This window comes from Paenibacillus filicis (genome assembly GCF_038070315.1).
GTDB classification, from domain to species: domain Bacteria; phylum Bacillota; class Bacilli; order Paenibacillales; family NBRC-103111; genus Paenibacillus_G; species Paenibacillus_G filicis.
This window is the reverse complement of the sequence record NZ_JBBPCC010000005.1, coordinates 1-23,776: the sequence shown is the minus strand read 5'-3', so window position 1 is coordinate 23,776 and position 23,776 is coordinate 1. Positions and strand designations below refer to the sequence as shown.

Annotated in this window: 14 protein-coding genes; 13 read left to right on the top strand and 1 reads right to left on the bottom strand. The window is 55.4% G+C overall.

All coding sequences use genetic code 11. The annotated features are described in order from the left end of the window. Positions 1 to 130 precede the first annotated feature (130 nt). The 13 genes from WMW72_RS09505 to WMW72_RS09445 all read left to right on the top strand — a co-directional run bounded on the left by WMW72_RS09505 (position 131) and on the right by WMW72_RS09445 (position 23,086). The gene (locus WMW72_RS09505; RefSeq protein ID WP_341415206.1) at positions 131 to 1,231 is read left to right on the top strand and encodes a branched-chain amino acid aminotransferase; all 1,101 of its coding nucleotides are present in this window, start codon (positions 131 to 133) and stop codon (positions 1,229 to 1,231) included. Between the two features lie 174 nt (positions 1,232 to 1,405). After that, complete coding sequence (locus WMW72_RS09500; protein ID WP_341415205.1) at positions 1,406 to 2,017, top strand: biliverdin-producing heme oxygenase; 612 nt, start codon at positions 1,406 to 1,408, stop codon at positions 2,015 to 2,017. A 311-nt stretch (positions 2,018 to 2,328) separates the two neighbouring features. After that, positions 2,329 to 4,353, top strand: coding sequence for a transketolase (gene tkt / locus WMW72_RS09495; RefSeq protein ID WP_341415204.1), 2,025 nt, complete (start codon positions 2,329 to 2,331; stop codon positions 4,351 to 4,353). A gap of 60 nt (positions 4,354 to 4,413) precedes the next feature. Then, a complete protein-coding gene (gene fsa, locus WMW72_RS09490; RefSeq protein ID WP_341415203.1) occupies positions 4,414 to 5,070 on the top strand; it encodes a fructose-6-phosphate aldolase in 657 nt (218 codons plus the stop codon). 691 nt (positions 5,071 to 5,761) lie between these two features. Then, the gene (locus tag WMW72_RS09485; RefSeq protein WP_341415202.1) at positions 5,762 to 10,018 is read left to right on the top strand and encodes a PA14 domain-containing protein; all 4,257 of its coding nucleotides are present in this window, start codon (positions 5,762 to 5,764) and stop codon (positions 10,016 to 10,018) included. 196 nt (positions 10,019 to 10,214) lie between these two features. Further along, positions 10,215 to 11,243, top strand: a complete 1,029-nt coding sequence (locus tag WMW72_RS09480; RefSeq protein ID WP_341415201.1) for an ABC transporter substrate-binding protein — start codon at positions 10,215 to 10,217, stop codon at positions 11,241 to 11,243. Between the two features lie 107 nt (positions 11,244 to 11,350). Continuing rightward, positions 11,351 to 12,883 (top strand): sugar ABC transporter ATP-binding protein, encoded by a 1,533-nt coding sequence (locus WMW72_RS09475; protein WP_341415200.1) that lies wholly within the window; start codon positions 11,351 to 11,353, stop codon positions 12,881 to 12,883. Further along, a complete protein-coding gene (locus tag WMW72_RS09470; protein ID WP_341415199.1) occupies positions 12,855 to 13,895 on the top strand; it encodes an ABC transporter permease in 1,041 nt (346 codons plus the stop codon). Before WMW72_RS09475 ends, WMW72_RS09470 begins: the two co-directional genes overlap by 29 nt. Further along, entirely contained in the window at positions 13,879 to 14,904 is a 1,026-nt protein-coding gene (gene yjfF / locus WMW72_RS09465) for a galactofuranose ABC transporter, permease protein YjfF (RefSeq protein WP_341415198.1), read from the top strand. The genes WMW72_RS09470 and yjfF overlap by 17 nt, the downstream gene beginning before the upstream one ends. A 43-nt stretch (positions 14,905 to 14,947) precedes the next feature. After that, positions 14,948 to 16,741 (top strand): cache domain-containing sensor histidine kinase, encoded by a 1,794-nt coding sequence (locus WMW72_RS09460; RefSeq protein WP_341415197.1) that lies wholly within the window; start codon positions 14,948 to 14,950, stop codon positions 16,739 to 16,741. Positions 16,742 to 16,747: 6 nt separating this feature from the next. Then, positions 16,748 to 17,962 (top strand): response regulator transcription factor, encoded by a 1,215-nt coding sequence (locus WMW72_RS09455; protein WP_341415196.1) that lies wholly within the window; start codon positions 16,748 to 16,750, stop codon positions 17,960 to 17,962. Continuing rightward, complete coding sequence (locus WMW72_RS09450; RefSeq protein ID WP_341415195.1) at positions 17,952 to 19,838, top strand: substrate-binding domain-containing protein; 1,887 nt, start codon at positions 17,952 to 17,954, stop codon at positions 19,836 to 19,838. The genes WMW72_RS09455 and WMW72_RS09450 overlap by 11 nt, the downstream gene beginning before the upstream one ends. A 221-nt stretch (positions 19,839 to 20,059) precedes the next feature. Then, complete coding sequence (locus WMW72_RS09445) at positions 20,060 to 23,086, top strand: family 43 glycosylhydrolase (protein ID WP_341415194.1); 3,027 nt, start codon at positions 20,060 to 20,062, stop codon at positions 23,084 to 23,086. Positions 23,087 to 23,152: 66 nt separating this feature from the next. On the opposite strand, the gene WMW72_RS09440 is transcribed toward WMW72_RS09445, so the two are convergent. Continuing rightward, a partial coding sequence (locus WMW72_RS09440; RefSeq protein WP_341415193.1) for an electron transfer flavoprotein subunit alpha/FixB family protein occupies positions 23,153 to 23,776 on the bottom strand: 624 nt, incomplete at its 5' end.

Below are 23,776 nucleotides of genomic sequence, written 5' to 3'. Positions count from 1 at the left end.
TCCTAATAATAGATCGTATCTATGATCTTAATTGAAAATATGGAATTGATCAATGAGGAGACTTCCCTTACAGTAGAGAAAATCATTCATGCTCCACAGCCGGGGCGTGACCTGAAGGGTGGAGCTCTGCATGTTGTCAAATGTACGAATCGAACGGACGGAAAGCCCCAAGACGAAGCCTAATCCGGAGAAACTGGGATTCGGCCAATATTTTACGGACCATATGCTGCTCATGGATTATTCCGCCGAGCAGGGCTGGCATGATCCCCGCATCGTCCCTTATGCGCCGCTCACGCTGGACCCGGCCGCGATGGTGTTTCACTACGGGCAGGCGGTATTCGAGGGACTGAAGGCATACCGGACCGCGGAAGGCGGGGCCCAGTTGTTTCTGCCAGAGCGCAATGCCAAGCGGCTGAACCGCTCGCTGGAGCGGATGAGCATGCCCAAGCTGGAGCCAGGCGTATTGACAGAGGCGATCCAGGCGTTGGTTGGGGTCGATCAGGACTGGATTCCCGAGGCGGAAGGCACCTCGCTGTATATCCGTCCGTTCATCATCGCGACGGAGGCGATGCTCGGCGTCCGGGCGTCCTCCAGTTATTTGCTGGCCATCGTGATGTCGCCGGTCGGCGCTTACTTCGATGGCGGGCTGAAGCCTGTGGATATTCTGGTCGAGCCCCATGACGTGCGTGCCGTACGAGGCGGCACGGGCGCAGCCAAGACGGCGGCCAACTACGCAGGCGGACTCAAGGCGCAGGCGGCGGCCAAGGAGGCGGGCTGTGCCCAGGTGCTGTGGCTGGATGCGCTGGAGCGCAAGTACGTGGAGGAAGTCGGCAGCATGAACGTGTTCTTCCGCATCGACGGCCAGGTGTATACGCCGGTATTGAACGGTTCGATTCTGGAGGGCGTCACACGAGGTGCGGTTATTGAGCTGCTGGAAGACTGGGACGTGATGTTTACGGCGCGTCCGCTGTCAATTCAAGAGCTGGTTCAGGCGGCTGCAAACGGCACGCTGGAGGAAGCATTCGGAACGGGAACGGCTGCGGTCATCTCCCCGATCGGCGGGATCCGGTGGAACGGTCAGCTCTATCCGATTAACGGTGGCCAGGTCGGCGAGCTGTCCCAGAAGCTGTACGATACCATTACGGGAATCCAGCGCGGGATGGTGCGGGATGTATACGGATGGACGGTTCCGGCTGTAGCGGAGCAGGAGGAGCTGCGCGCCGGGGTATAAGCCATGGAAAGCGGTGAGGGGGATACAAATGTCCCATTCGCCGCTTTTTTTGCCGTCTGCTCGCGCCTTACAGCTTCCTTCCGCCAAGGTCGAATCGAAGAAAGTATAGATGCAGCAGAGTCCCAACATCTGGTAAGATGAAGGAGGAAGATTATTCTTGGGGAGGGACAAGAAATGACGGAAATTCTTAGCAAGCTGAAGGAACTAACGGCTCCTTATCATATCAAGCTGGAAGAAAACCCTTATGCGAAGGCCATTATGGATAACAGACTAACGATAGACGAATACCGGGCTTACTTGGAGAAATTCTACACCTTTCTCTCGCCGCTGGAGGCTATATTCGAGCAGAGGACGGAATGGAGCGAACGGGGCTTTGATTTCGAACCGCGCCGCAAGCTGGACCTGCTGGAGCAGGACCTGCAAGCGCTGGGCGCGTCTGAAGCGGAGCTGAGAGAACTGCCCCGCTGCACGAAGCTGCCGGAGCTGTCCACCTTCCCTCAGGTGCTGGGCAGCCTGTACGTCTGGGAAGGCTCGACGCTCGGCGGGCAAATCATCACGAAGAAGCTGCAATCGTACCTGCCGATCGAACCGGCGGCAGGCGGCAGCTACTTCTACAGCTATGGCCCGGATACGCGTACACGTTGGCAGGAATTCCGCGAGCTGCTGACGGCTGAGATCACGAGCGAAGAGGCTGTTGAAGAGGCGGTTGCTGCAGCCAGCGACACGTTCAGGCTGTTCGACCAGTGGCTGGCGGAGAAGCCGGAGAGCGTGACGAGCGAACCATAGCGGAAGCGGGACGTAGTGCATCCCGGGATGGTTAGGAGGATGCACCGGGTATGAATATGTAGCGTAAGAGAGCCAAGGAAGGGCGAATGCAGGCAGGAGCCCTTCCTTGGCTTTTTGTGCTCCTTGTCCGTCTTAGACAAGCTTCCCAGCCTGGCTGTGAGAGAGAAAACCTTGTACGGCTCCAGGTTTATCCTATACACACCATCTATATCTAATATTGAAACTATCAATTATATCAATGGGACCACTATCATTATAATAGAACTTAGCAAGGCAAGATATTGCCAATTGTTGAATGGAGGCTGAAACGATTGAATACTACGACATCTGCTGCTGTCGAAACTTTAAGCATTAACACAATCCGCACCCTGACGATCGATGCGGTCGAAAAGGCCAACATGGGCCATCCCGGCATGCCGATGGGGGCGGCTCCAATGGCATATTCGCTGTGGGCGCGCCATTTGAAGCATAACCCGGGCAACGCTCGCTGGGCGGACCGCGACCGCTTCGTGCTGTCGGCCGGCCATGGCTCCATGCTGCTTTACAGCCTGCTCTACCTGAGCGGCTATGGGCTGACGCTGGACGATATCAAGCAGTTCCGCCAATGGGGCAGCCTGACGCCGGGCCATCCGGAATTCGGCCACACGGTCGGTGTCGAGGCGACGACTGGACCGCTCGGCCAGGGCGTAGCGATGGCTGTCGGTATGGCAATGGCTGAGGCACATCAAGCAGCCGTTTACAACCGCGAAGGCTACACGGTTGTCGACCACCACACCTATGCAATCTGCGGCGACGGCGATCTGATGGAGGGCATCTCCTCCGAGGCGGCTTCGCTCGCGGGCCATCTGAAGCTCGGCAAGCTGGTCGTGCTGTACGATTCCAACGATATTTCGCTGGACGGCGAGCTTGGCATGTCGTTCTCCGAGCGAGTTCAGAACCGTTTCGAATCCTACGGCTGGCAATACCTGCGCGTGGATGATCAGCACGATGTGAACGGCATCGCCGAAGCGATCGCGCTGGCGAAGGCTGACACCGAGCGTCCGACGCTGATCGAGATCAAGACGACGATCGGCTACGGCAGCCCGAACAAGGCTGGCAAGGGCGGCCACGGCGGCACGCACGGCAGTCCGCTTGGCAAGGAAGAGGTCGCGCTGACCAAGCAGGCGCTGAACTGGCCGGCAGAGGACTTCTACGTGCCGGAGGAAGTGCTGGCGCATTTCGCGGAGCTGAGGGAGCAGGGTGCAGGGCGTGAGCAGGCGTGGCAGGAGCTGTTCGCCGGTTACCGTGCAGCGTATCCTGAGCTGGCTGAGCAATTCGAGCGCGCCCAGCAGGGCGAGCTGCCGGAGGGCTGGAATGCCGGTCTGAAGCGTTACGAGACAGACCATGCGCCGATCTCGACGCGCTCCGCTTCCGGTCAGGCGATCAATAGCTTGGCTGCAGCGAATCCTCTGCTGCTTGGGGGCTCGGCCGACCTCGCTAGCTCCAACATGACGATGATCAACGGCGAGCCGGCGTTTGACGCGACGAACTATGCGGGCCGCAACATCTGGTTCGGCGTACGCGAATTCGCGATGGGCGCAGCGCTTAACGGCATGCTGCTGCATGGCGGCGTGAAGGCCTTCGGCGGCACATTCCTCGTGTTCAGCGATTACCTGCGCGGAGCGATCCGCCTGTCGGCGCTGATGAAGCTGCCCGTGGTGTACGTGTTCACCCACGACAGCATCGCGGTCGGCGAGGACGGTCCTACCCATCAGCCGATCGAGCAGATTCCTTCGCTGCGCCTGATCCCAGATCTGACGCTATTCCGTCCGGCGGATGCCAACGAGACGGCCGCAGCTTGGGAATATGCGCTTCAGGCCAAGGAAGGTCCGTTCGTGCTCGCGCTGACCCGTCAGAATCTGCCGGTGCTGCCGGGTACGTCCGAGCTGGCTTACACCAATATCGGCCGAGGCGGCTACGTGCTGGATGCAGGCGGCAGCGAGACGCCGGACGTGCAGCTGATCGCGACAGGCTCCGAGGTATCTCTGGCGCTGGACGTGCAGAAGAAGCTGGCTGAAGAAAACATTCATGCCCGCGTCATCAGCGTACCGAGCCGGGAGCTGTTCGAGCAGCAGGATGAGGCTTACCGCCAATCCGTCGTGCTGCCACAGGTGAAGGCTAAGGTCGTCATCGAGATGGCATATCCGTCTGGCTGGGATGAAGTGCTGGATGGCAGCGGCTTCGTCATCGGCATCCGCAAGTTCGGCGCATCGGCCAAGGCGGATAAAGTGATTAGCGAGTATGGTTTTACTGCAGAGGCAGTTATTGAGAAGATCAAGGCCCGTTATTTCGCTTAAAGCCACCAAGACCAGGCAGGCTGCAAAACCCAATAAACCGGAAAAGGCAGGGGATTGAAGATGAAACTGTTTATCGATACGGCAAATGTGGAAGAAATCCGCAAGGCGCATGAATTGGGTGTCATCGCGGGGGTCACGACGAATCCGTCGCTGATCGCCAAGGAAGGACGCGACTTTTTCGAAACGGTCAAAGAAATCATCTCCATCGTCGGCAGCCTGCCGATCAGTGCCGAGGTTATCTCGCTGAAGGCAGACGAAATGATCGAGCAGGGCAAGAAGCTGTCCGAGCTCGGCGAGAGCGTCGTGATCAAGCTCCCGATGACCGCTGACGGGCTCAAGGCGACGAAGGTATTCAGCGAGCTGGGCATCAAGACGAACGTGACGCTGATCTTCAGCTCGACGCAGGCGCTGCTGGCGGCGCGCGCTGGAGCCACGTATGTGTCCCCGTTCATCGGACGTCTGGATGACATCAATCAGATCGGCCTGAACCTGATCAAGGAAATCGCCCAGATCTTCCAGATTCACAGCATCGAGTCCGAGATCATCTCAGCTAGCGTGCGCCACTCCGCTCACGTGATCGAAGCGGCGCTGCACGGCTCACATATCGCGACTGTGCCGTACAAGGTCATCGAGTCGATGATCAAGCACCCGCTCACAGACAGCGGCATCGAGCGTTTCCTGGCGGATTGGGAGTCGGCCAAGCAAGGCACGTTCTAAGCTAAAGCTAATGCTAATGCATCCATAAAAGAATCACCACAAGCTCTGCCGTATGCAGCTCCAAGCATGCGGCGGGGGGCGGCATCTGAAAAACGAGCCTAGCCGGGCATGTCCTGTCCTCGTGGGGACGAGACACTGTGCGGCTGTCCGTCTACATAGTTCTATGAACGCTGTACAAAGAGAGGCACTGCATACCGCAGACGGCTTTATGAGGAAGATAGACCGATAGAGGAACTTTCATGCGTAACCGGCCCGAGCTCATCCCCCAGGGGGAAGAGAATGGAACGGAAGCGCATCCGAGTTCCTCTTTTTTTATGGGCTGCTGGACCGACTGCGGTAAGTCCGATTATCGCAAAAAAGTACTTATTTATTTAAATACGGCAACGCCATAAAGATACATAATGTAACTGTACTTATTTTCGATCCTCTGCTCCATCGAGGGTATAGGTCATATGGAAGAGGAGGTAAAATAGAAAGCGTTATCATCTTGAGCGCCAATAATTCCTTTATAGGAAAGGAGAATGCAAGGCAATTAGCTGAACGATTGCTTGGGATTCTGTCGGAGTCCAGACATGAGCTGAAATCAATGGGCAGGTTTTGTTGCGCTGTATGAGGTCTTATTTGATACAATTTGTATCTATTTTAGGGGCGGTCCGTGTGGACCGAACCCCTGCTCCAAGGAGGCTGTAAGATGATCAGGTTTAAAAAAGCAATCAGCCAGTTTCTTGTTGCGGCGTGCACATTAACGCTTGTATCCACGGCGTTGCTGTCCGCCCCTGCGGTAAGAGCGGCCGAAGCTGTGACCGAGCCGCCTGTCGTTCACGGGCTTCAGGGCGAGTATTATACGAACTCGGGAGCGCCGAAGTTTGATTTTCAGACGTTAAAGGCAACGGTGCTGGACCCCAATCTGGACTTCAGCAGTCTGGAGCCGGCTTTACGTATGCTGACGGGGCAAACCGACCGGGTAAGTGTACGCTGGACAGGGTTTTTGCAGCCCGAATACACGGAGGACTATAATTTCTCCATCATCGGAGACAACGGATTCCGGCTGTGGGTCGATAATAAACTCGTGATCGATCACTGGGTCGATGATTGGGATAAGGAGCAATTCGGTGCTCCGATCTCATTGAAAGCCGGTCAGAAGTACCCGATAAAGGTGGAATATTTTCAGAATACCGGGGGCTCCAATATTCATCTGCGCTGGGCCAGTCCGAGCGTGGCTAAATCTGCAGTGCCCTCTCAAGCGTTATACCCGCCCGGCGATTATGTGTACAACGGTTCCATCGCCGAAGACGGTGCAAGCGCGGAAGTGAAGCTGGATGCCCCGGTGAAAGCTTTGCCGGAAGGCTTCAAGTCTCATATGAAGGTTAAGGTCATGGGCAATGATTGGCCGATTACAGGAGTTTCTTTGAAAGCGGGCGATAGCAGCGTCATGGTGCTGCAATTCGAATATCCGGTCTACACCAAGGATGCCTGGCTGGTCAACGCAGCTTATGACGGGGCGGGGGGTTTACAACGGTCGGACGGCACAACCGTCTCGAAGTTCGAGAAGCCGCTCAGCAACCGTTCCAAGTACCAGATTATGACGCCTTGGGCCAGTCAGCTCGATAAGGAGCAGGTGCTCCCTGAGTATCCCAGACCGCAGATGGTCCGCGATGCCTGGATGAATCTCAATGGCGAATGGGAATTCCAGAGCGCCAAGGCGGGAGAGGCCGTACCGGCCGGGAAGACGCTGAAGGAGCGCATTTTGGTTCCTTTTGCGGCGGAGTCGATTCTCTCCGGTATTCATCGCGTTGAGAACCTGATGTGGTACAAACGTACCTTTACCGTTCCCGATAGCTGGAACGGGCAGCGCGTCAAGCTTAACTTCGGCGCAGTCGACTATCTCGCTACAGTTTATGTCAACGGTAAGGAAGTCGGGAGCCATAAAGGCGGCTATACATCCTTCAGCTTTGACATTACCGATCAATTGAAGCCGGGCGCCAACGAATTGATCGTTCACGTACTCGACCGCACGGACGAGGGCGAGGATCAGGCTGTCGGCAAGCAGACCGTGAAGAAGCTCGGAGGCATCTGGTATACGTCCGTATCCGGTATCTGGCAGACGGTATGGCTGGAGCCAGTAGCTGCAGCTCATATTGAAAAGCTGGATATGACCCCTGATCTTCAGAATCAAACGCTGAAGCTCACGGTACCGGCCGCATCGGCCGCCCAGGGATATACGGTGGAAGCCGTAGCCTTGAAGAACGGCGAACCTGTCGGCACAGCTAGCGGTCCGGTAGGTAAGGAAATTGCGATTCCGGTCCCTAATCCGAGATTATGGTCGCCGGACGATCCGTTCCTCTACGATCTTCAGGTCCGCCTGAAACAAGGAGACCGCATTGTGGACCGGGTAGACAGCTACTTCGGGATGAGAGAGATCAAGCTGGGCATGGTGGACGGCGTGATGAGACCGCTGTTGAATGGCAGCTTCGTCTTCCAGATCGGTCCGCTGGATCAAGGCTTTTACCCGGACGGCATTTATACCGCTCCGACGGAGGATGCGCTTAAGTTCGACATCGAAGCCGTTAAGCGGCTCGGGATGAATATGATTCGCAAGCATATCAAGGTCGAGCCAGCCCGCTGGTATTATTGGGCGGATAAGCTCGGTATCCTGGTATGGCAGGATATGCCGAGCCTGGAGGACCGGCAAAACAAACGGGGCTCCGATATTTCCGAGGCGGCCAAGCAGCAGTGGCTGAAGGAATTCAAGGAAATGATAGATCAATTGCGAAGCGTGCCTTCCATTGTGGAATGGACGGTATTCAACGAAGGCTGGGGACAGTTCGACTGGGGCGGTCAGAAGACGAGAGATGCCGTGACCTATGTCCAAGGTCTGGACTCCACCCGGCTGATCAATAATGCCAGCGGCTGGCAGGATTCCGGCGTTGGCGATCTGGTCGATATGCATGCTTATCCGGCTCCAGGCTCGCCTACTCCGACCTCGACGCGCGCAGCCGTACTGGGAGAATACGGAGGGCTCGGACTTCACGTACCGGGACATGAGTGGAGCCCACTGGTGTTCTCTTATCAGGAAATGAAGAGCAAGAAGGAACTTACGGACAAATACATCCAGTACATCGACCGGCTGAAGGAGCTCAAGAACAGCCCAGGCTTGAGCGCAGCGGTCTATACGCAAATTACCGATGTGGAATATGAAATCAACGGCTTGCTTTCCTACGACCGCAAGGTGGAGAAGATGGATTTCGATCGCATCGCCAAGGCGCACCGGGAGCTCATCGGCACAACCTCCTCTGCGGACTTGGCAGCCGCCATCCAGACGGCGGAAGCCTTCGCAAGCCGCCTGGTTCCGGGAGAGAAGCCAGGGCAGTATTCGCTGGATGCGATCAGCAGCTTCCGGCGCGTCATTGCAGCTGCCCGAGAGGTGCTCGCAGATCCGGCTTCGACCTCAAGCCAGCACGATCAAGCGATCCGGAAGCTCGCTTCGGAGACGAGCAGCTTGTTCGTCAAGGTCCATGATCCGATCCCTAAGGGATCGGCGGTCGATTCTTTTGACGGCCCGGCTTTGAGTCCGGATTGGAGCATCTACAGGGAAAAGAAGGAAAATTGGAGCCTGACGGCCAATCCGGGTCATCTTACGCTGCAAACCTTGCCTGGAGATAGCTACGGAACCTTGAACAACATCCAGAATGTATTCCTGAAGCAGGCGCCCGAAGGAGACTTTGTCATTACCACCAAGGTGAATGCCCCTGTCAGGAAGAACTTCCAGCAGGCCGGTCTGTATATCTGGCAGGATGAGGACAACTATGTGAGGCTGGGTCACGCCTGGGATACAGATGGCTCCACAGGCAAGACGCTGGAGACAGCTTACGAGAAAAATGCCGTGTACAAGAAAGCTACCGGCATGGCCGCCCATCCGGGGTACGATACGTCGTTCCTGCAAATCCGCAAAACAGGCGACGTGTATACGACTTATTTCTGGAACGGCACAGCCTGGCAGCAGGCAGCTGACCCTGTAACCGTGCAGCTCAAAGCTGCCAAAGTCGGATTCTACGCATTCTCGGCAACAGACGGCACCTCGATGCCAGCTGTCTTCGACTACTTCTCAGTCGGAGCACTCCAGCAGGAAGCAACGGCCATCCTAACGGGACCTTCCACGGTATCGGGCGGACAATCGTTCGAGCTTACGCTGGGATTGGATAGCGTGGCCCAGGACGTGTATGCCCAGGATCTGACGCTGTCCTATGACCCCGAGCAATTCGAATTCGTAGCTGCGGATTCATTGCGGGAGGGCGTGTTGATTGTCGATAAAAAGGTAACATCCGGCAAGCTGCGCATTCTCACGGCGCACGTAGGCGGAGCGAAACCGAACGGCGACCTGCTGCGCTTGCAGTGGAAGGTGCGGTCTAGCGCGTCTGCGGCCGATTCGGCCATCGTCTTGTCCGATATCATCCTCGCGGACGGCAAGGGCGACGAGACAGCTCTAGAGGCGGTCTCCCATGCCATCCGGATTACGCAGACCGTGGATAAATCCGTGCTCCTCGCCCGGATAGCGGATGCACAGGCCAAGCATGATGCCGCCGTCGAAGGTCCGCAGGCCGGACAATATCCGGCTGGAGCCAAGGCTGCCCTGCAACGGGCAATCGATGCGGCCCGAGCTGTCGCTCTGGATGCCCAGGCGACACAGCCGCAGGTGGAGCAGGCTGCTTCCAGCCTGCAGGCAGCGCTGCAAGCTTTCCTGAGTTCGGTGAATACGAGAACGCCGGGCGACACCAACGGTGACGGCAAGGTCTCGATTGGCGATCTGGCTATGGTAGCCGCCGCCTATGGTAAAACCTCGGCGGATCCAGACTGGGAGAAGTATAAGCAGGCAGACTGGAATAACGACGGTAAAGTCGATCTTGAGGATCTGGCTATCGTCGCGCAGCAAATCTTGCAAGAAAGCTAGAGCTATCACAGACAGATCAAGATAGGTCTGCAGCGGCCAGGATACCATGAACGAGGCGTATCCTGGCCGTTTTTTCAGAGCAAGCCGGAGAAGAAAGGCAGAAAAATGCAAAAAATCCCTTTTGGATGTAAATACATTGAGCTGCCTCCACTCTACAATGAAGAAGTAGGTTATCCGTGACTAGGAGGGTTATTAAATGAAACCACAAAGAAAAGTACTGGGGTCAATCCTGTCTGCTGCCGTTATGCTTACGCTACTCGCGGGCTGCGGAGGCCAAACGCCTGCGCCGGCTGCCGCTCCGGCTGCGCCGGCGACAACGAAAGAAGCGCCAGCGCCAACCGACAACAAGAAGCTGGTCGTGGGCTTCTCGCAGATCGGCGCAGAGAGCGGCTGGCGCGGAGCCGAAACGGCTTCCATTCAGGAGACGGCCAAGAACGATCCAACGATCGAATTGAAGTTCTCCGACGCCCAGCAGAAGCAGGAGAATCAGATCAAAGCTATCCGTACCTTCATCGCGCAGAAGGTGGATGTCATCGCTATGGCCCCTGTCGTCGAGACAGGCTGGGAAGCGGTGCTGACGGAAGCGAAAAACGCCAAGATTCCGGTTATTCTCGTAGACCGCAATATCGACAAGAAAAACGAAGATCTGTACACAACCTTCATCGGCTCGGACTTCGTACTGGAAGGTCAGAATGCGGCCAAGGCGATGGTCGAGCATCTGGGCGGCAAAGGCAATATCGTCGAGCTGGAAGGAACAGTTGGCGCCAGTGCGGCCGTAGACCGGAAAAAAGGCTTCGACGATGAAATCAAAAAACACCCGGATATCAAAATCGTGAAATCCCAAAGCGGCGATTTCAACCGGGCCACAGGCAAGCAAGTTATGGAGGCGATCTTGAAGTCGCCGGAAGGTAAAAATATTCAAGGCGTCTATGCTCACAACGACGATATGGCTTTGGGCGCGATTCAAGCGATCGAAGAAGCAGGCAAGAAGCCGGGCTCGGATATCAAGATCGTATCCATCGACGGGATCAAAGAAGCCTTCGAAGCGATCAAAGCAGGTAAGCTGAACACCGTGGTCGAGTGCAATCCGCTGCTGGGGCCTCAGCTGTTCCAGGCGGCCAAGGATCTGAAGGCGGGCAAACAGCTGGATAAATGGATCAAATCCAATGAGGAAGTCTTCAGCGGACAAAAAGCGATCGACGCATTGCCTAACCGTAAATACTAATCGCACGGACCTGCGCCGTGCGCAGGCAGAGAAGAGAAGCGGGAAGCGAAATCAAGAGCCGGTTGCTGCTCTTGATTTCGTTATCCATCGAAGAAGGAGTGGGTTCCATGCAGCAGCCTTTGTTAGTTATGCAAGGAGTGAGCAAATCCTTTCCAGGCGTCAAAGCTTTAACGAATGTGGATATCCGGCTGCGAAGAGGTGAAATTCACGCTTTGATGGGCCAGAACGGAGCAGGCAAATCCACCTTGATTAAAGTTTTGACCGGTGTATACGAGATGGACAGCGGGCAGGTGGAATTGAACGGCCGGCCCGTGAGTATTCAATCCCCCAAGGATGCGCAGGCGCTCGGGATTAGCACGGTGTACCAGGAAGTGAATCTATGCCCCAATCTGTCCGTTGCGGAGAATCTGCTCATCGGGAGGCAGCCCAGACGGCCAAACCAGGCCATCGATTGGAGGTTATTGAACCATCGGGCGGAGGAATTGCTGGAGCGGCTCCATATCCAGCTGGACGTCACAAAGCCGCTGTCCGAGTTTTCTGTCGCGATTCAACAGATGGTTGCGATTGCAAGAGCGGTGGATATTTCGTCAGGCCTGCTTATTCTTGATGAGCCGACGTCCAGTCTGGATCAGCGGGAAGTACAGGAGCTCTTCCGGATTATGAGGAAGTTGCGGGACGAGGGGATGGCGATTGTGTTCGTCACCCATTTCATGGATCAGGTGTACGAGGTGTCGGACCGTATCACGGTGCTGCGCAACGGTGAGCTTGTCGGCGAATATTTGACCGCGGAGCTGCCACGCATCCAGCTGATTTCCAGCATGATCGGCCGTGAGTGGAAGGATGAGCCGCATACGGGCAAGTCTTCAGACCAGGGAGCCTCTGAGGTCTGGCTATCCGCCAGCGGATTGGGCCGGACGGGCGGGGTGGAGCCGTTCGACATGACGATCCGCAAGGGCGAGGTGCTCGGCCTGGCCGGGCTGCTCGGTTCGGGCCGGACGGAAATCGCCAAGCTGCTGTTTGGCATCGACAGGGCGGACCAGGGCGCCATCACGATCAATCATGAAGTCATGCGGTCTATGTTTCCTTCGAAAGCTATTGAGCATGGCATGGCCTTCTGTCCCGAAGAACGCAAGGTCGAGGGGATCGTCGGCGAATTATCGGTCCGGGAGAATATTGTGCTCGCTCTCCAGGCGAAGCGCGGCTTTCTCCGGTTCCTGCCGCTCCGCAAGCAGCAGGAAATCGCCGAGCATTACAAGAAGCTGCTGGGGATCAAGGCTTCCAGTATTGAGCAAAGGATGGATCAATTAAGCGGAGGCAATCAACAAAAGGCGATCTTGGCACGCTGGCTGGCTACCGAGCCCAAGCTTCTCATTCTCGACGAGCCTACCCGGGGGATTGACGTCGGCTCGAAAGCGGAAATCCGCAAGCTGATCATGTCTTTGGCCGCCCAGGGGATGACGATTGTCATGATCACGTCGGAATGGGAGGAGATGGTCGGCTGCTGCGACCGGATTATGGTGCTGCGCGATCGTCAGGTCATCGGGGAGCTGTCAGGAGACGATATCAGGGAACAGCGGATTATGGAGATCATTGCCGAGGGAGGGGAACGCGATGAACAGCTACAGCAGCAGGTGGGGTGAGCTAACCCGTTCCAAGCTCTTCTGGCCGTCGGTCGGTCTGCTTTTGCTGATGGTATTTAACTTTTTTTTTACGCCCGGCTTCTTTGAAATATCGATTCAAAACGGTCATTTGTACGGCAGCCTGATCGATATTCTCAACCGGGGAACGCCGCTCATCATCATTGCGCTGGGCATGACGCTCGTAATCGCCAAAGAGGGGATCGATATTTCCGTAGGTTCGATCCTGGCTATAGCGGCATCCTTGGCCGCCTATCTCATGCAGCAGCATGTTCCGTTTGGATTGGCGCTGCTGGCCGGCCTGGCTGCCGGCTTGCTATGCGGCTTATGGAACGGCTATCTTGTTGCAAGGCTGAAAATTCAGCCTATGATCGCTACGCTTATCCTGCTCACCGTCGGCCGGGGCATCGCCCAGCTCATCTCGGGCGGACAGATCATTACCATCTCCAATCCGGCATACCGCTTCGTAGGCGGCGGCTATGTGCTCGGCATCCCGTTCGCAGTGATTCTCGCCGCGGTTCTGTTCATCCTGCTGTACCTGCTGATGCGCCGCACGGCGCTGGGCTTGTTCCTGGAGTCGGTCGGCGCCAATCGGGTCTCGAGCGCATATGCCGGTATTCATTCGACGCGGATCATGACCCTCGTATATGTCATCAGCGGCTTCTGCGCCGCCCTGGCGGGCATCATTATCAGCTCGAACATCACGGGAGCAGACTCCAATAATGCGGGACTTTGGATCGAGTTGGACGCTATTCTTGCCGTCGTCATCGGCGGAACCTCGATGCGGGGCGGCCGCTTTTATCTGGGCGGTACGGTACTGGGCGCTTTGTTCATCCAGGCATTATCCACGACGATCTATACCCTGGGCGTTCCTCCGGAATCGGTTATGGTAGTGAAGGCCGTCGTCGTCATCGCGGTCAGTCTGATGCAATCCGATGCCTTCCGCAGCATGTTCCGGAATGGCTTGAGAAGCAGAACGAGGAAGAAGGTGTTGGCGCATGAAGCTGCCTCTTAAGATTAATTCGTCGAACATTACGATTCTCGCCACCATTGTCTTATTTATTTGTTTATTTGCGGTAGGGTCCATTTTCTTCACGGGCTTCTTTGCTCCGCAGGTATTTCTGAATTTATTTGTCGATAACGCCTATCTGATTATTGTGGCCACAGGCATGGCGTTCGTCATTATTACCGGGGGCATCGACTTGTCGGTTGCGGCGATGATCGCCCTAGTCAGCGTGCTATCAGCAGAGCTGCTGAAGGCTGGCGTACCTCCCGTTGCGGTCATTTTCGGTGTCCTCGTGCTGGGTATAATCTTCGGTTTTCTCCAGGGCTATGTCATCTGCAAGTTTCACATCCATCCATGGATTGTGACGCTCGGCGGGATGTTCCTGGCCCGGGGCGTCAGCTTCCTCATCAGCACAGAGAGCATAGTCATCGACAATCCGGTCTACCGGACGATTTCCAATGCCAAGATTCCGTTAATCGGGTCATCCACGATTTCCGTTAGCGTGATCATTGCCCTGGTTACCGTGGCTGCCGCGATTTACGTATCCCGATATACCGCATTCGGCCGCAATGTATACGCCATCGGGGGCAATGAACGATCCGCTTCGTTAATGGGGCTGCCTGTCATGACTACGAAAGTGGCCGTGTACACGCTTAGCGGCTTTACGTCTGCCCTAGGCGGGATCGTCTTTACCTTCTATATGCTCTCGGGTTATGGGCTGCATCTGATGGGCGGAGAGATGGATGCGATCGCCGCTTGTGTCATTGGGGGCATCCTGTTAACGGGAGGCTTCGGCTATCTCCTGGGCCCGATGCTTGGCGTGCTGAGTACCGGCGTCATCCAAACCATCATTATGTTCCAAGGCTCACTGAGCTCCTGGTGGACGAAAATTGTGATCGGGTTCCTGCTGTTCGCTTTCATTGTGCTGCAGCGCGTGATCGTGAGCCGCAAAGAGCGTCGTCCCGTCTCGCAGAAGCTCAAAAGAAATCGTACTCAGAAGACTGAAATTCCTGTATAATAAGGGAAATTTAGTGTTTTTCATCCGATATGGAGGGATGCCGGTGGGTCGTTACCGCCAGTACTGGAACGATCGAAGCATTCGGTTCAAGCTCAACTGCATCTTCCTCTTGATTATCCTGGTATCGATGCTGACTTTGAGTATCTGGGGCACCCGAACCTACAGTACGCATTCGGAAAATCAGGCAGACCAATATACCCTGCAGATGATCCATCAGGTGGAGAGTAATGTAGATTTTTACATTCGCCACCTGATGGATGTTTTGGATTATATCGGTAAAGATGCGGCGGTAGGCCGGCTGATGAATCTCGGTCATTACGATGCTTTGAACGCCCTGGCCAGGCAGCAGGCGGTGCAGACGCTGCGCAACTTTACGGAGAGAAATCCCGAAATTGCGGGCATGATGCTGGTCAACCGTTACGGAGCATTCGTCGCTCAGGATATGCACCGGATCACTAGAGATTCGCTGATCGAGGAGAGCTGGTACAAGGACGCCGTAAGCTCGCATGAGCCGACGCTGCTGATTAGCAACCCGATCGGGCGCAACGTGAACACGACCCAAACCTACAGCGCCAACGATGTGCTCTCGCTGGTCCATGCGGTGCGCGATCCGAGTACGGGGGAAGCTCTCGGGGTTATCCTGATGGATGTGCGCATGGACATGTTCAAGGCCATCTTCGATAACCTGAAGCTGGGTAAATCCGGGTTTATTTATATCCAGGACAATAAGGGGAATATGGTCTATGCGCCCAATAATGCCATCGTGTACCGAATCCGGAACGAATGGTTTCAGGACGGGACGCAGGGAAGCCTGACCAAGAGCATCAGGGGGCATGATTATCGCATCCTCTACAATGACTACTCGCTGCGAAACTGGCGGATTATCGGCGTTATTCCCAATGATGACTATCATCGCGTCGTCTCCGATATCCAGCTGTATACCGCGGTTGTGACGATCGTGATGCTGCTGCTTGCGACGCTCGCCTCCACGTATTTCACCGGGACGATCATCAGACCGGTGCGCAAGCTGATGCGGCTGATGAGCAACGTTCAGAATGGAGATCTGAACCGCAGATTTGTTAGCGTTTCCAAGGATGAGATCGGACAGCTGGGCAATAGCTTTAACCATATGCTCGAAGAGATCAAAAATCTGATTAATATGGTCTATGCGGAGCAGAAGAAGAAGCGCGAAGCCGAGCTGCAGGTTTTGCAGGCGCAGATTAAGCCTCATTTTCTATACAATACGCTCGATACGATCCAGTGGATGGCCCAGGACTACAAGGCCAACGATATCGTGCAAATGATCGGGGCTTTGACGAACTTGTTTCGGATCGGATTGAACAAGGGCTATGAGTGGATTCCGATCAAGGATGAAGTGAAGCATGCGGAGAGCTACCTCATCATTCAGATGTCCCGGTATATGGGCAAGATGAATTATATGCTGGACATTCCTGAGGACCTGCACCGCTATCATGTGTTGAAGCTGATTTTGCAGCCCTTGATTGAAAATGCGATCTATCACGGCATCAAGGCCCGGACGGGCAAAGGCATGATCCGCGTCAGCGCGATGCGGTACAAGGAGGGGATCTTGTTCCGCGTCGAGGATGACGGCGCCGGCATGCAGCCGGACAAGCTGGAAGAAATCAACCGTATTCTGCGCGGGGAAGAAAAGCGGGGTGAGGAGCACGGGTATGGGCTGTTCAATGTCAATGAACGAGTCCAGCTGACCTACGGCTCCTTGTATGGCATTCAAATCGAAAGCGAGCCCGGCAAGGGAACAGCCGTCTCGCTGTATCACCCGCTCGTGCAAATGACCAAAGACCAGTTAATGAGGTGAGGCCGGATGTGGAAGCTCATGATTGCCGATGACGAACCCCGTATCCGATACGGGCTGAGGAAGGTTCTGTCCTGGGAAGAGATGGGGATCGAGGTGGTAGCCGAGGCGGAGAACGGTCAGGAAGCGCTCGAGATTGCCGAGACCGTGAGGCCGGATCTGATGTTTATGGATATCAATATGCCGTTTGTGAGCGGCTTGGAGGTGATCGAGAGGCTCCGGGACATGCTGCCGGATTGTGTGGTCATCGTCATCTCCGGTCATGATGAATTTGCTTATGCGCAGCGGGCGGTAAGGCTGAATGTGTTCGATTATGTGCTCAAGCCCGTGCAGAAGGAGGAGCTGCAGGTCATCGTCCAGAAAGCGTTGCAAACGCTCCAGAAAGAGCAGCTTGAGCAAAAATACAATCACTGGATGAATCAGAAGTTCGAGGTCAGCTCTGCCGAGCTGCGCGAGCAATTTCTGAGGAATTGGGTGGCCGGAAATCTGGATGATCGCCAGCTCCAGGAAGAGCTGCAGTTCTTCGGCATGCGGTTTCCTGAACAGATCGGGCTGCTGCTGATCAAGCCTCTGTTGAAGGTGAAGGTCACCCCCGCCCATAAGATATGGGACCCGCAGCTTCTGGAGTTCGCCGTCAAAAACATCCTGATGGAGCTGTTGGCGCCCGTTCCTTCTTCCGCAGCGTTCGGCAATGGCAAAGGTCATCTATGTGTCGTAACGCCGATCGGCCGGGCAGCGGACTGGCATGCTTTTCTCCAGGATTTCGAGCGTACGCTGTCCTTCTATCTGGGCGTACAGGTGCTCACCGCCTATACGGTGGCGGGCTGCATCGCAGAGATTCCGGAGCGTTACACCGAGCTGGTCATGGATTTGAATGCCTCGGTGAGCCTGACCCCAATCGTGCTGATGACGAAGAAGTATCTCGAAACGTTCTACTACAAAGAAGATTTATCGCTGACGGAAGTTGCAGAACAGATGAATGTCAATGCCAACTATCTGAGCAAGCTGCTCAAAAAAGAAACAGGCCAAACCTTCGTGGATGCCGTCACGCAAATCCGGATCCAGAAGGCCACCCAGCTGCTGAACGATCCGATGAGCAAAATGTATGAGGTGGCCGAGCAGGTGGGCTACCAGTCCCAGCATTATTTCAGTCACATTTTCAAAAAAGTAACGGGTCTCTCGCCTTTGGAATACCGCAAGCGGGGAGAGCGTTATGACCGGTAGGTCAATCCGCAAGGCCGTCCTTCTCCTCGTTGCTGTCAGCGTGCTGACGCTAGTCAGCCTGATCGTGACCTCGTATTGGAATCAGCAGCAGGAGGATCAGCCCTACCTGATCGGGATCAGTCAGCCGAATCTCAATGAACCGAGGCAAGTGGTGATGAACAATGAGATACGGAAGGAAGCCGAGCGGCACTCCAACGTCAGGCTCATCTTCACCGATGCTGCAGAAAACAGTGAGAAACAAATTCACGATGTGCAGAAGCTGATGACCTATGGCGTCGACCTGCTGATTATTTCGTTGAACGATCCTGAGAAGCTAACGCCTGTGGTGACGGAGGCTTATAAGAGCATCCCTGTTATTGTGCTGGGTCGGGGCGTAACTGGCTACGATTATACGCTCTTTATCGGACCTGACAATGCATCCGTAGGACGCAAGTCGGGCCAGCTGGCCGAGCGAATACTTGGGGACAGCAGCGCCGAGATTATCGAGATTCAAGGCATCCGCGGGTCCAAGTCGGTCGAGGAGACGAGCCGGGGATTCGAGGAATACGTCAGTCGGAAGCCCAAGCTGTCCGTGGTGCGCACGGTGGTCGGAAATTGGCAGCGAGACCGGGCGGAGGACGAGATGGCGGTGCTTCTCCCGGCATATCCGAATGTCAGACTCGTATTCGCGCATAGCGATGCGATGGCGCTGGGCGCCTATCGCGCTCTTCAAACCTTCGGGATGCAGCATGTTGGCATTATCGGCATTGACGGTCTCGATACGGTCAACGGCGGCTTCGAGCTCGTGAGGAAAGGGATCTTGAATGGCAGTGTGACCAGTCCGACCGGTGGGAAAGAGTCGATTCAGTATGCGCTTGATATTTTGCAGCGGGTCAAAGGCATCCCGAAGAAGATCATTCTACGAAGCCATCTGATTACCGGGGAGCAGGCATCCGGGGAAGCGCAGGAGGGCAACATGCCGTCCCTGGCCGGCCGGCAAATCGGAGACGGAGGCCGTAAGATCAGGCTGGGGGTTGCGGTCGTCGGCTCAGAGAGCAGCTGGCGGAATGCCAATACGGAATCGATAAAGCAAGCCGTCGAGCAGGAGAAGCAGATTGAGCTTTTCATGCGGAATGCGGAAGGAAGCCAGCAAAAGCAAATCGAGATTATCCGGGGATTTATCGCCCAGCAAGTGGATGTGATCACCTTTACTCCGATTGTGGAGACCGGATGGGACGAGGTGCTGCAGGAAGCGAAGCAGGCGGGCATTCCTGTGCTTTTGTCTGATCGTAAGGTCAAGGTGGAAGACGATTCGTTGTGGACCACGTTCATCGGCTCCGACTTCATCGAAGAGGGCAGGCGTGCGGCACGGTGGCTGGTGGAGGATACGAAGGCTTCCGGCAAGCCTGTCCGCATTGTAGAATTGCAGGGCACGCCAGGCTCTGCGCCTGCGATCGAGAGAAAGCAGGGTTTCGAGGAAGTGATCGCGGAGCATCAGGCGATGCTGCTCGTAGACTCGAAAATCGGCGACTTCACCTATGATTCCGGTCAGGGACTGATGGAGAGTATACTGCGTCAGGGAATTCGACCGGATGCCGTATTCGCCCATAACGATGATATGGCCTTCGGGGCGATCAAAGCGATCGAGGCAGCAGGTCTGAGGCCCGGTAAGGATATCCGGGTGATTTCCGTAGATGCGACGAAGCTGGCCTTCCAGGCGATGATGGCCGGCAAGCTGAATGTCTCTGTGGAGTGCAACCCGCTGCTCGGTCCGCAGATTACGAAGGCGGTCAAGGACTTGGCCTCCGGCAAGGAACTGCCGGTTCATATTATCACCGAGGAAGGGATCTTCACCCAGGAGACGGCCCACCGAGAGCTTACGACCCGCAGATACTGAGCCCGTGTATGTATAGCTGGCACGATCTGTCGCTGCTCCGTTTCTTGCGAGGAAACGGAGTGGCGATTTTCTATCTGCCAAGTATAACCGAAAAGCACAAATTAACTTTTTATTTTATAAATACTTCAACCGGGGATTTTTTTATAGTAAGGGTAGGGTTGATATCAGCAAGAGAGGGGGAGTTTCCTAATATCGTAGCGCTTAACCAAAAGGGAGGAACCATGATGAACAGAGTATTCGGTCTAGTGATGGCCATCATTCTCTTTGCCGGCATAATGAATATGCCTTCAAGCGTTCATGCTGCAGATCCGACGATGGACGGACATGGATTGATGGGCGATTTCTTCAAGTGCTACAAGAATCCCGACAACCGGGAGGATATCCGTGTTTTTACTTTTGATGATTATCGGGGAGAACGAGCCATCGGTAACTTAAACGGCGACGCGTTTCACAGTATTTTCAAACAAATAACCGGAACTACGGATTATGTGACTGCCCGTTTTACAGGAACCCTCGTACCTAAGTATACGGAAGATTACACCTTCCATATGGAAGGCGATGACGGGTTCAGATTATGGATCAATGGCCAGTTGATCATCGACTTCTGGAAGCAAGCCTGGGAAGTCCCGCAAACCAGCGCGCCTATTTTGTTGGAAGCAGGGAAGCATTACGAGATCAAGGTTGAATATTTACAGGGCTGGGGCGGAAGCTGGCTCCGGATGGAATGGGAAAGCGCCAGCCAGCGTAGGGAAATCGTACCGGAATCGGCCCTCTTTTTGCCGCCTGATCGTACTATTACCAACAAAAAAGATGAGTTGACAACAGAAATTCAAAAAGTCGATTTCTTGACCGGACAATTTGCGGGGCAAGTAACAGAAACCGTGTTGAATGACTTGAAGGCTGCACAAACGAAAGCGGCGGACTTGCTTGCTGCGATTGATGGTCAGCCGGTCAGCGACGGTGAAAAGGCAGAGTTATTATTCCGGGCCATTGAGGCTGTATCCAGGGCCCGGTCCGATTTTATGAAAGCAGTGGGTGTCACGAGCTCCTCGGTATTCGATAAATTCAACAATCCGTTGTACCAGGGTCAAGACCCGTTTGTTACCTACAAGGACGGATTTTATTACTTCGTGTCTTCGAGTAACCTCGATTCCAACAATAAAGTGTATGTATCCAAATCCCGTACCTTGACAGACCAGGGCGAGAAGGTGCTGGTATTTGATTCGCAAGGCACACAAACCCGGATCTTCGCTCCGGAAATCTTCTTCTTTGACGGCAAATGGTATATTTATTATTGCGCCGACTTGAGGGATTACGGGTACAAGCATATGGCAACGGTTCTGGAATCGGTGACCGGCGACCCGCAGGGGGCTTATGTGGATAAAGGCGCCTTATATGCAGGTGAGCATGGCGAGATCAAGCAAGCCAATGACTTTACCGTATTCGAGCATCAAGGCAAGCTGTATGCCGTCTGGGGGACCTTGGGCGCGGGAGAGCCGATCGGTCCGGCCATCGCTCCGATGGATAATCCTTACACGATTTCCGTAGACCGCTCTTTCTTGCCGGGCTTCGGCGGGGAAGGCCCTCGTGTCCTGCAAAAGGACGGCAAAGTATTTATCACCATGTCCGAAGGCGATTATGCTTCCAACGATTACCGATTATCCTATTTCACGAATACAGACGGAGATTTCCTGAATCCGAATTCCTGGACGCATACGAAGGATGTGTTCGTGGCTACCGGGGATGTGTCCGGGCCTGCGCGAGCAGGTTTTGTAAAGTCGGCAGACGGCAAGGAAGATTGGATGATCTATCATTCACGGGTGTATAAAGATACCGGCCGGAACTGGTGGCGCCAGGTCAATATTAAGAAATTCGGCTGGAATTCCGATGGAACGCCCGATTTTGGCAAGCCTGTTGCTCCCTATGAATGGCAGCCGCTCCCTTCCGGCGATTCGGGACAGGGGGATATGTATCAGGCCGAAAGCGCGATTCTTTATGGGAACATCACAATAGACAACAGCCACACTAACTATCAGGGAACCGGCTATATCAACTTGCCCAAGCAACCGGGCGCTGAAGCTAGCTTCGTCGTCCATGCTCCGGAAGCCGGGGATTATATCGTTGGACTAAGGTATGCTTATGGCGTGCAGGAGGATGGGGAAACGACCAATCATCCGACATCTCAATTACCGGCAAGAGCCAAAGTCAATGTCTATGTGAATGGCATATATGGAAAGACCGTGGAGCCGGATAAAACGGCGATCAGTTGGAATGAATGGTTCACGGGTTCCGAACGGCTCAGGCTGCAAGCAGGTACAAATGTCATCAGTTACCGGGTCGATCACGGCAGCATCGGCAATGTGAATGTCGACTATATCACGATGTACAAGGCGGATGTGCCCAATCCCGAGGCCCGGCAGCTAAGGGCCGCGCTGAGCGGTATGTCCCAAGTTCCATCAGGAAATAAATTTCAAGTGAACTATGGATTATTCGATGTAGCCAGCAGTGTGTACGGTGCTCTTTATGCTCAGGATCTGACCCTAAGCTACGATGCGGAGAAGGTTCGTTTTGTTTCGGCAGATTCCTTGAAGACAGGTCTGCTCATCCTGCATGCCAAAGCCGATGCTCCTGGCCAAGTTCGCATTCTGCTTGCCAGCCAAGGAGCGGATCATGCGGTTGCTGCGGACGAGGCGCTGCTTCAATTAAACTGGCAAGCGATTCAAGAGACATCTGCGACCGTCATTACACTATCCCGGGCGCAGGTGGCCGGCTCCCGGGGCGAGGAAGCTTCTCTGGCTCCTGTCACGTACAACGTGCAGATTACCGGCACCTTGAACAAGGAAGCTCTGAATACGTTAATTGCCCAAGCCCAGGATGCTTGGCGGGCCGCGGTGGAAGGCAGCGCTCCAGGGCAATACCCGACTGGCTCCAAGGCCGTCTTGCTGGCCGCGATTCACGCAGCTCAAGCAGCAGCCGAAACGGCTGGAAGCCAAGCGGATCTTGATCAGGCCGCTAACGTGCTGAGTCAGGCACTGCAGGCATTCAGAGATTCGGTCCATGCTTCCATACCGGAGGATACAAATGGTGATGGAAGGGTGAGCGTTGGCGATTTGGCTGTAGTTGCCGCCCACTATGGTAAAAACTCGTCTAGCCCGGATTGGAATCTGATCCAAAAATTGGACGTCAACAAGGACGGAGTGATCGACATTCTCGATCTGGCGGCTGTGGCGAGGACAATTTTGCAATAAAGGACATGAAAGCAGCCAGTCGCCGGATATCAACCGGCGACTGGCTGCTTGTGATTCAGCGGGAAATTAGGCTAGAGCCTGCCGCAGCTCCTCTGTCAGCAGCGGGACGATCTCGAACAGATCGCCGACGATCCCGTAGTCGGCGACCTGAAAAATCGGCGCATCCGGGTCCTTGTTGATCGCGACGATGATGCGCGACTGGCTCATGCCGGCCAGATGCTGGATCGCCCCGCTGATGCCGCAGGCGATATACAACTCCGGCGTGACGACCTTGCCCGTCTGCCCGATCTGCAGCGCGTAGTCGCAGTAGCCCGCGTCGCACGCTCCGCGGGAGGCGCCGACGGCGGCATTCAGCACCCGGGCGAGCTCCTCCAGTGGGCGGAAGCCCTCCGCGCTCTTGACACCGCGTCCGCCGGAGACGACGATGCGGGCCTCGGTCAGATCGATCCGGCCGGCGGCTTTCCGAACGACCGACTTCACGACGGAGCGCAGTGAGCCATCGCTGGATGCGGCCGCTGTCGGAACGGGGACGATGGGGGCCGCAGCTCCGTCTACCGGCTCGGCGGCAGGGATATTGTTGGGCCTGAAGGTCACGATGAGCGGGCCTTGGAGAAACCGCTTCTGCTCGAAAGCCTTGCCCGCATACAGCGGGCGGGTGAACAGCAAGTCGTCAGCGCTACGCTCGACCGA

Excerpts from the sequence above, each read along its gene's own strand:
- WMW72_RS09505 (WP_341415206.1), top strand. The coding sequence starts at position 131 with ATGTTGTCAAATGTACGAATCGAACGGACGGAAAGCCCCAAGACGAAG.
- WMW72_RS09500 (WP_341415205.1), top strand. The coding sequence starts at position 1,406 with ATGACGGAAATTCTTAGCAAGCTGAAGGAACTAACGGCTCCTTATCAT.
- fsa (WP_341415203.1), top strand. The coding sequence starts at position 4,414 with ATGAAACTGTTTATCGATACGGCAAATGTGGAAGAAATCCGCAAGGCG.
- WMW72_RS09485 (WP_341415202.1), top strand. The coding sequence starts at position 5,762 with ATGATCAGGTTTAAAAAAGCAATCAGCCAGTTTCTTGTTGCGGCGTGC.
- WMW72_RS09480 (WP_341415201.1), top strand. The coding sequence starts at position 10,215 with ATGAAACCACAAAGAAAAGTACTGGGGTCAATCCTGTCTGCTGCCGTT.
- WMW72_RS09475 (WP_341415200.1), top strand. The coding sequence starts at position 11,351 with ATGCAGCAGCCTTTGTTAGTTATGCAAGGAGTGAGCAAATCCTTTCCA.
- WMW72_RS09470 (WP_341415199.1), top strand. The coding sequence starts at position 12,855 with ATGAACAGCTACAGCAGCAGGTGGGGTGAGCTAACCCGTTCCAAGCTC.
- yjfF (WP_341415198.1), top strand. The coding sequence starts at position 13,879 with ATGAAGCTGCCTCTTAAGATTAATTCGTCGAACATTACGATTCTCGCC.
- WMW72_RS09455 (WP_341415196.1), top strand. The coding sequence starts at position 16,748 with ATGTGGAAGCTCATGATTGCCGATGACGAACCCCGTATCCGATACGGG.
- WMW72_RS09450 (WP_341415195.1), top strand. The coding sequence starts at position 17,952 with ATGACCGGTAGGTCAATCCGCAAGGCCGTCCTTCTCCTCGTTGCTGTC.
- WMW72_RS09445 (WP_341415194.1), top strand. The coding sequence starts at position 20,060 with ATGATGAACAGAGTATTCGGTCTAGTGATGGCCATCATTCTCTTTGCC.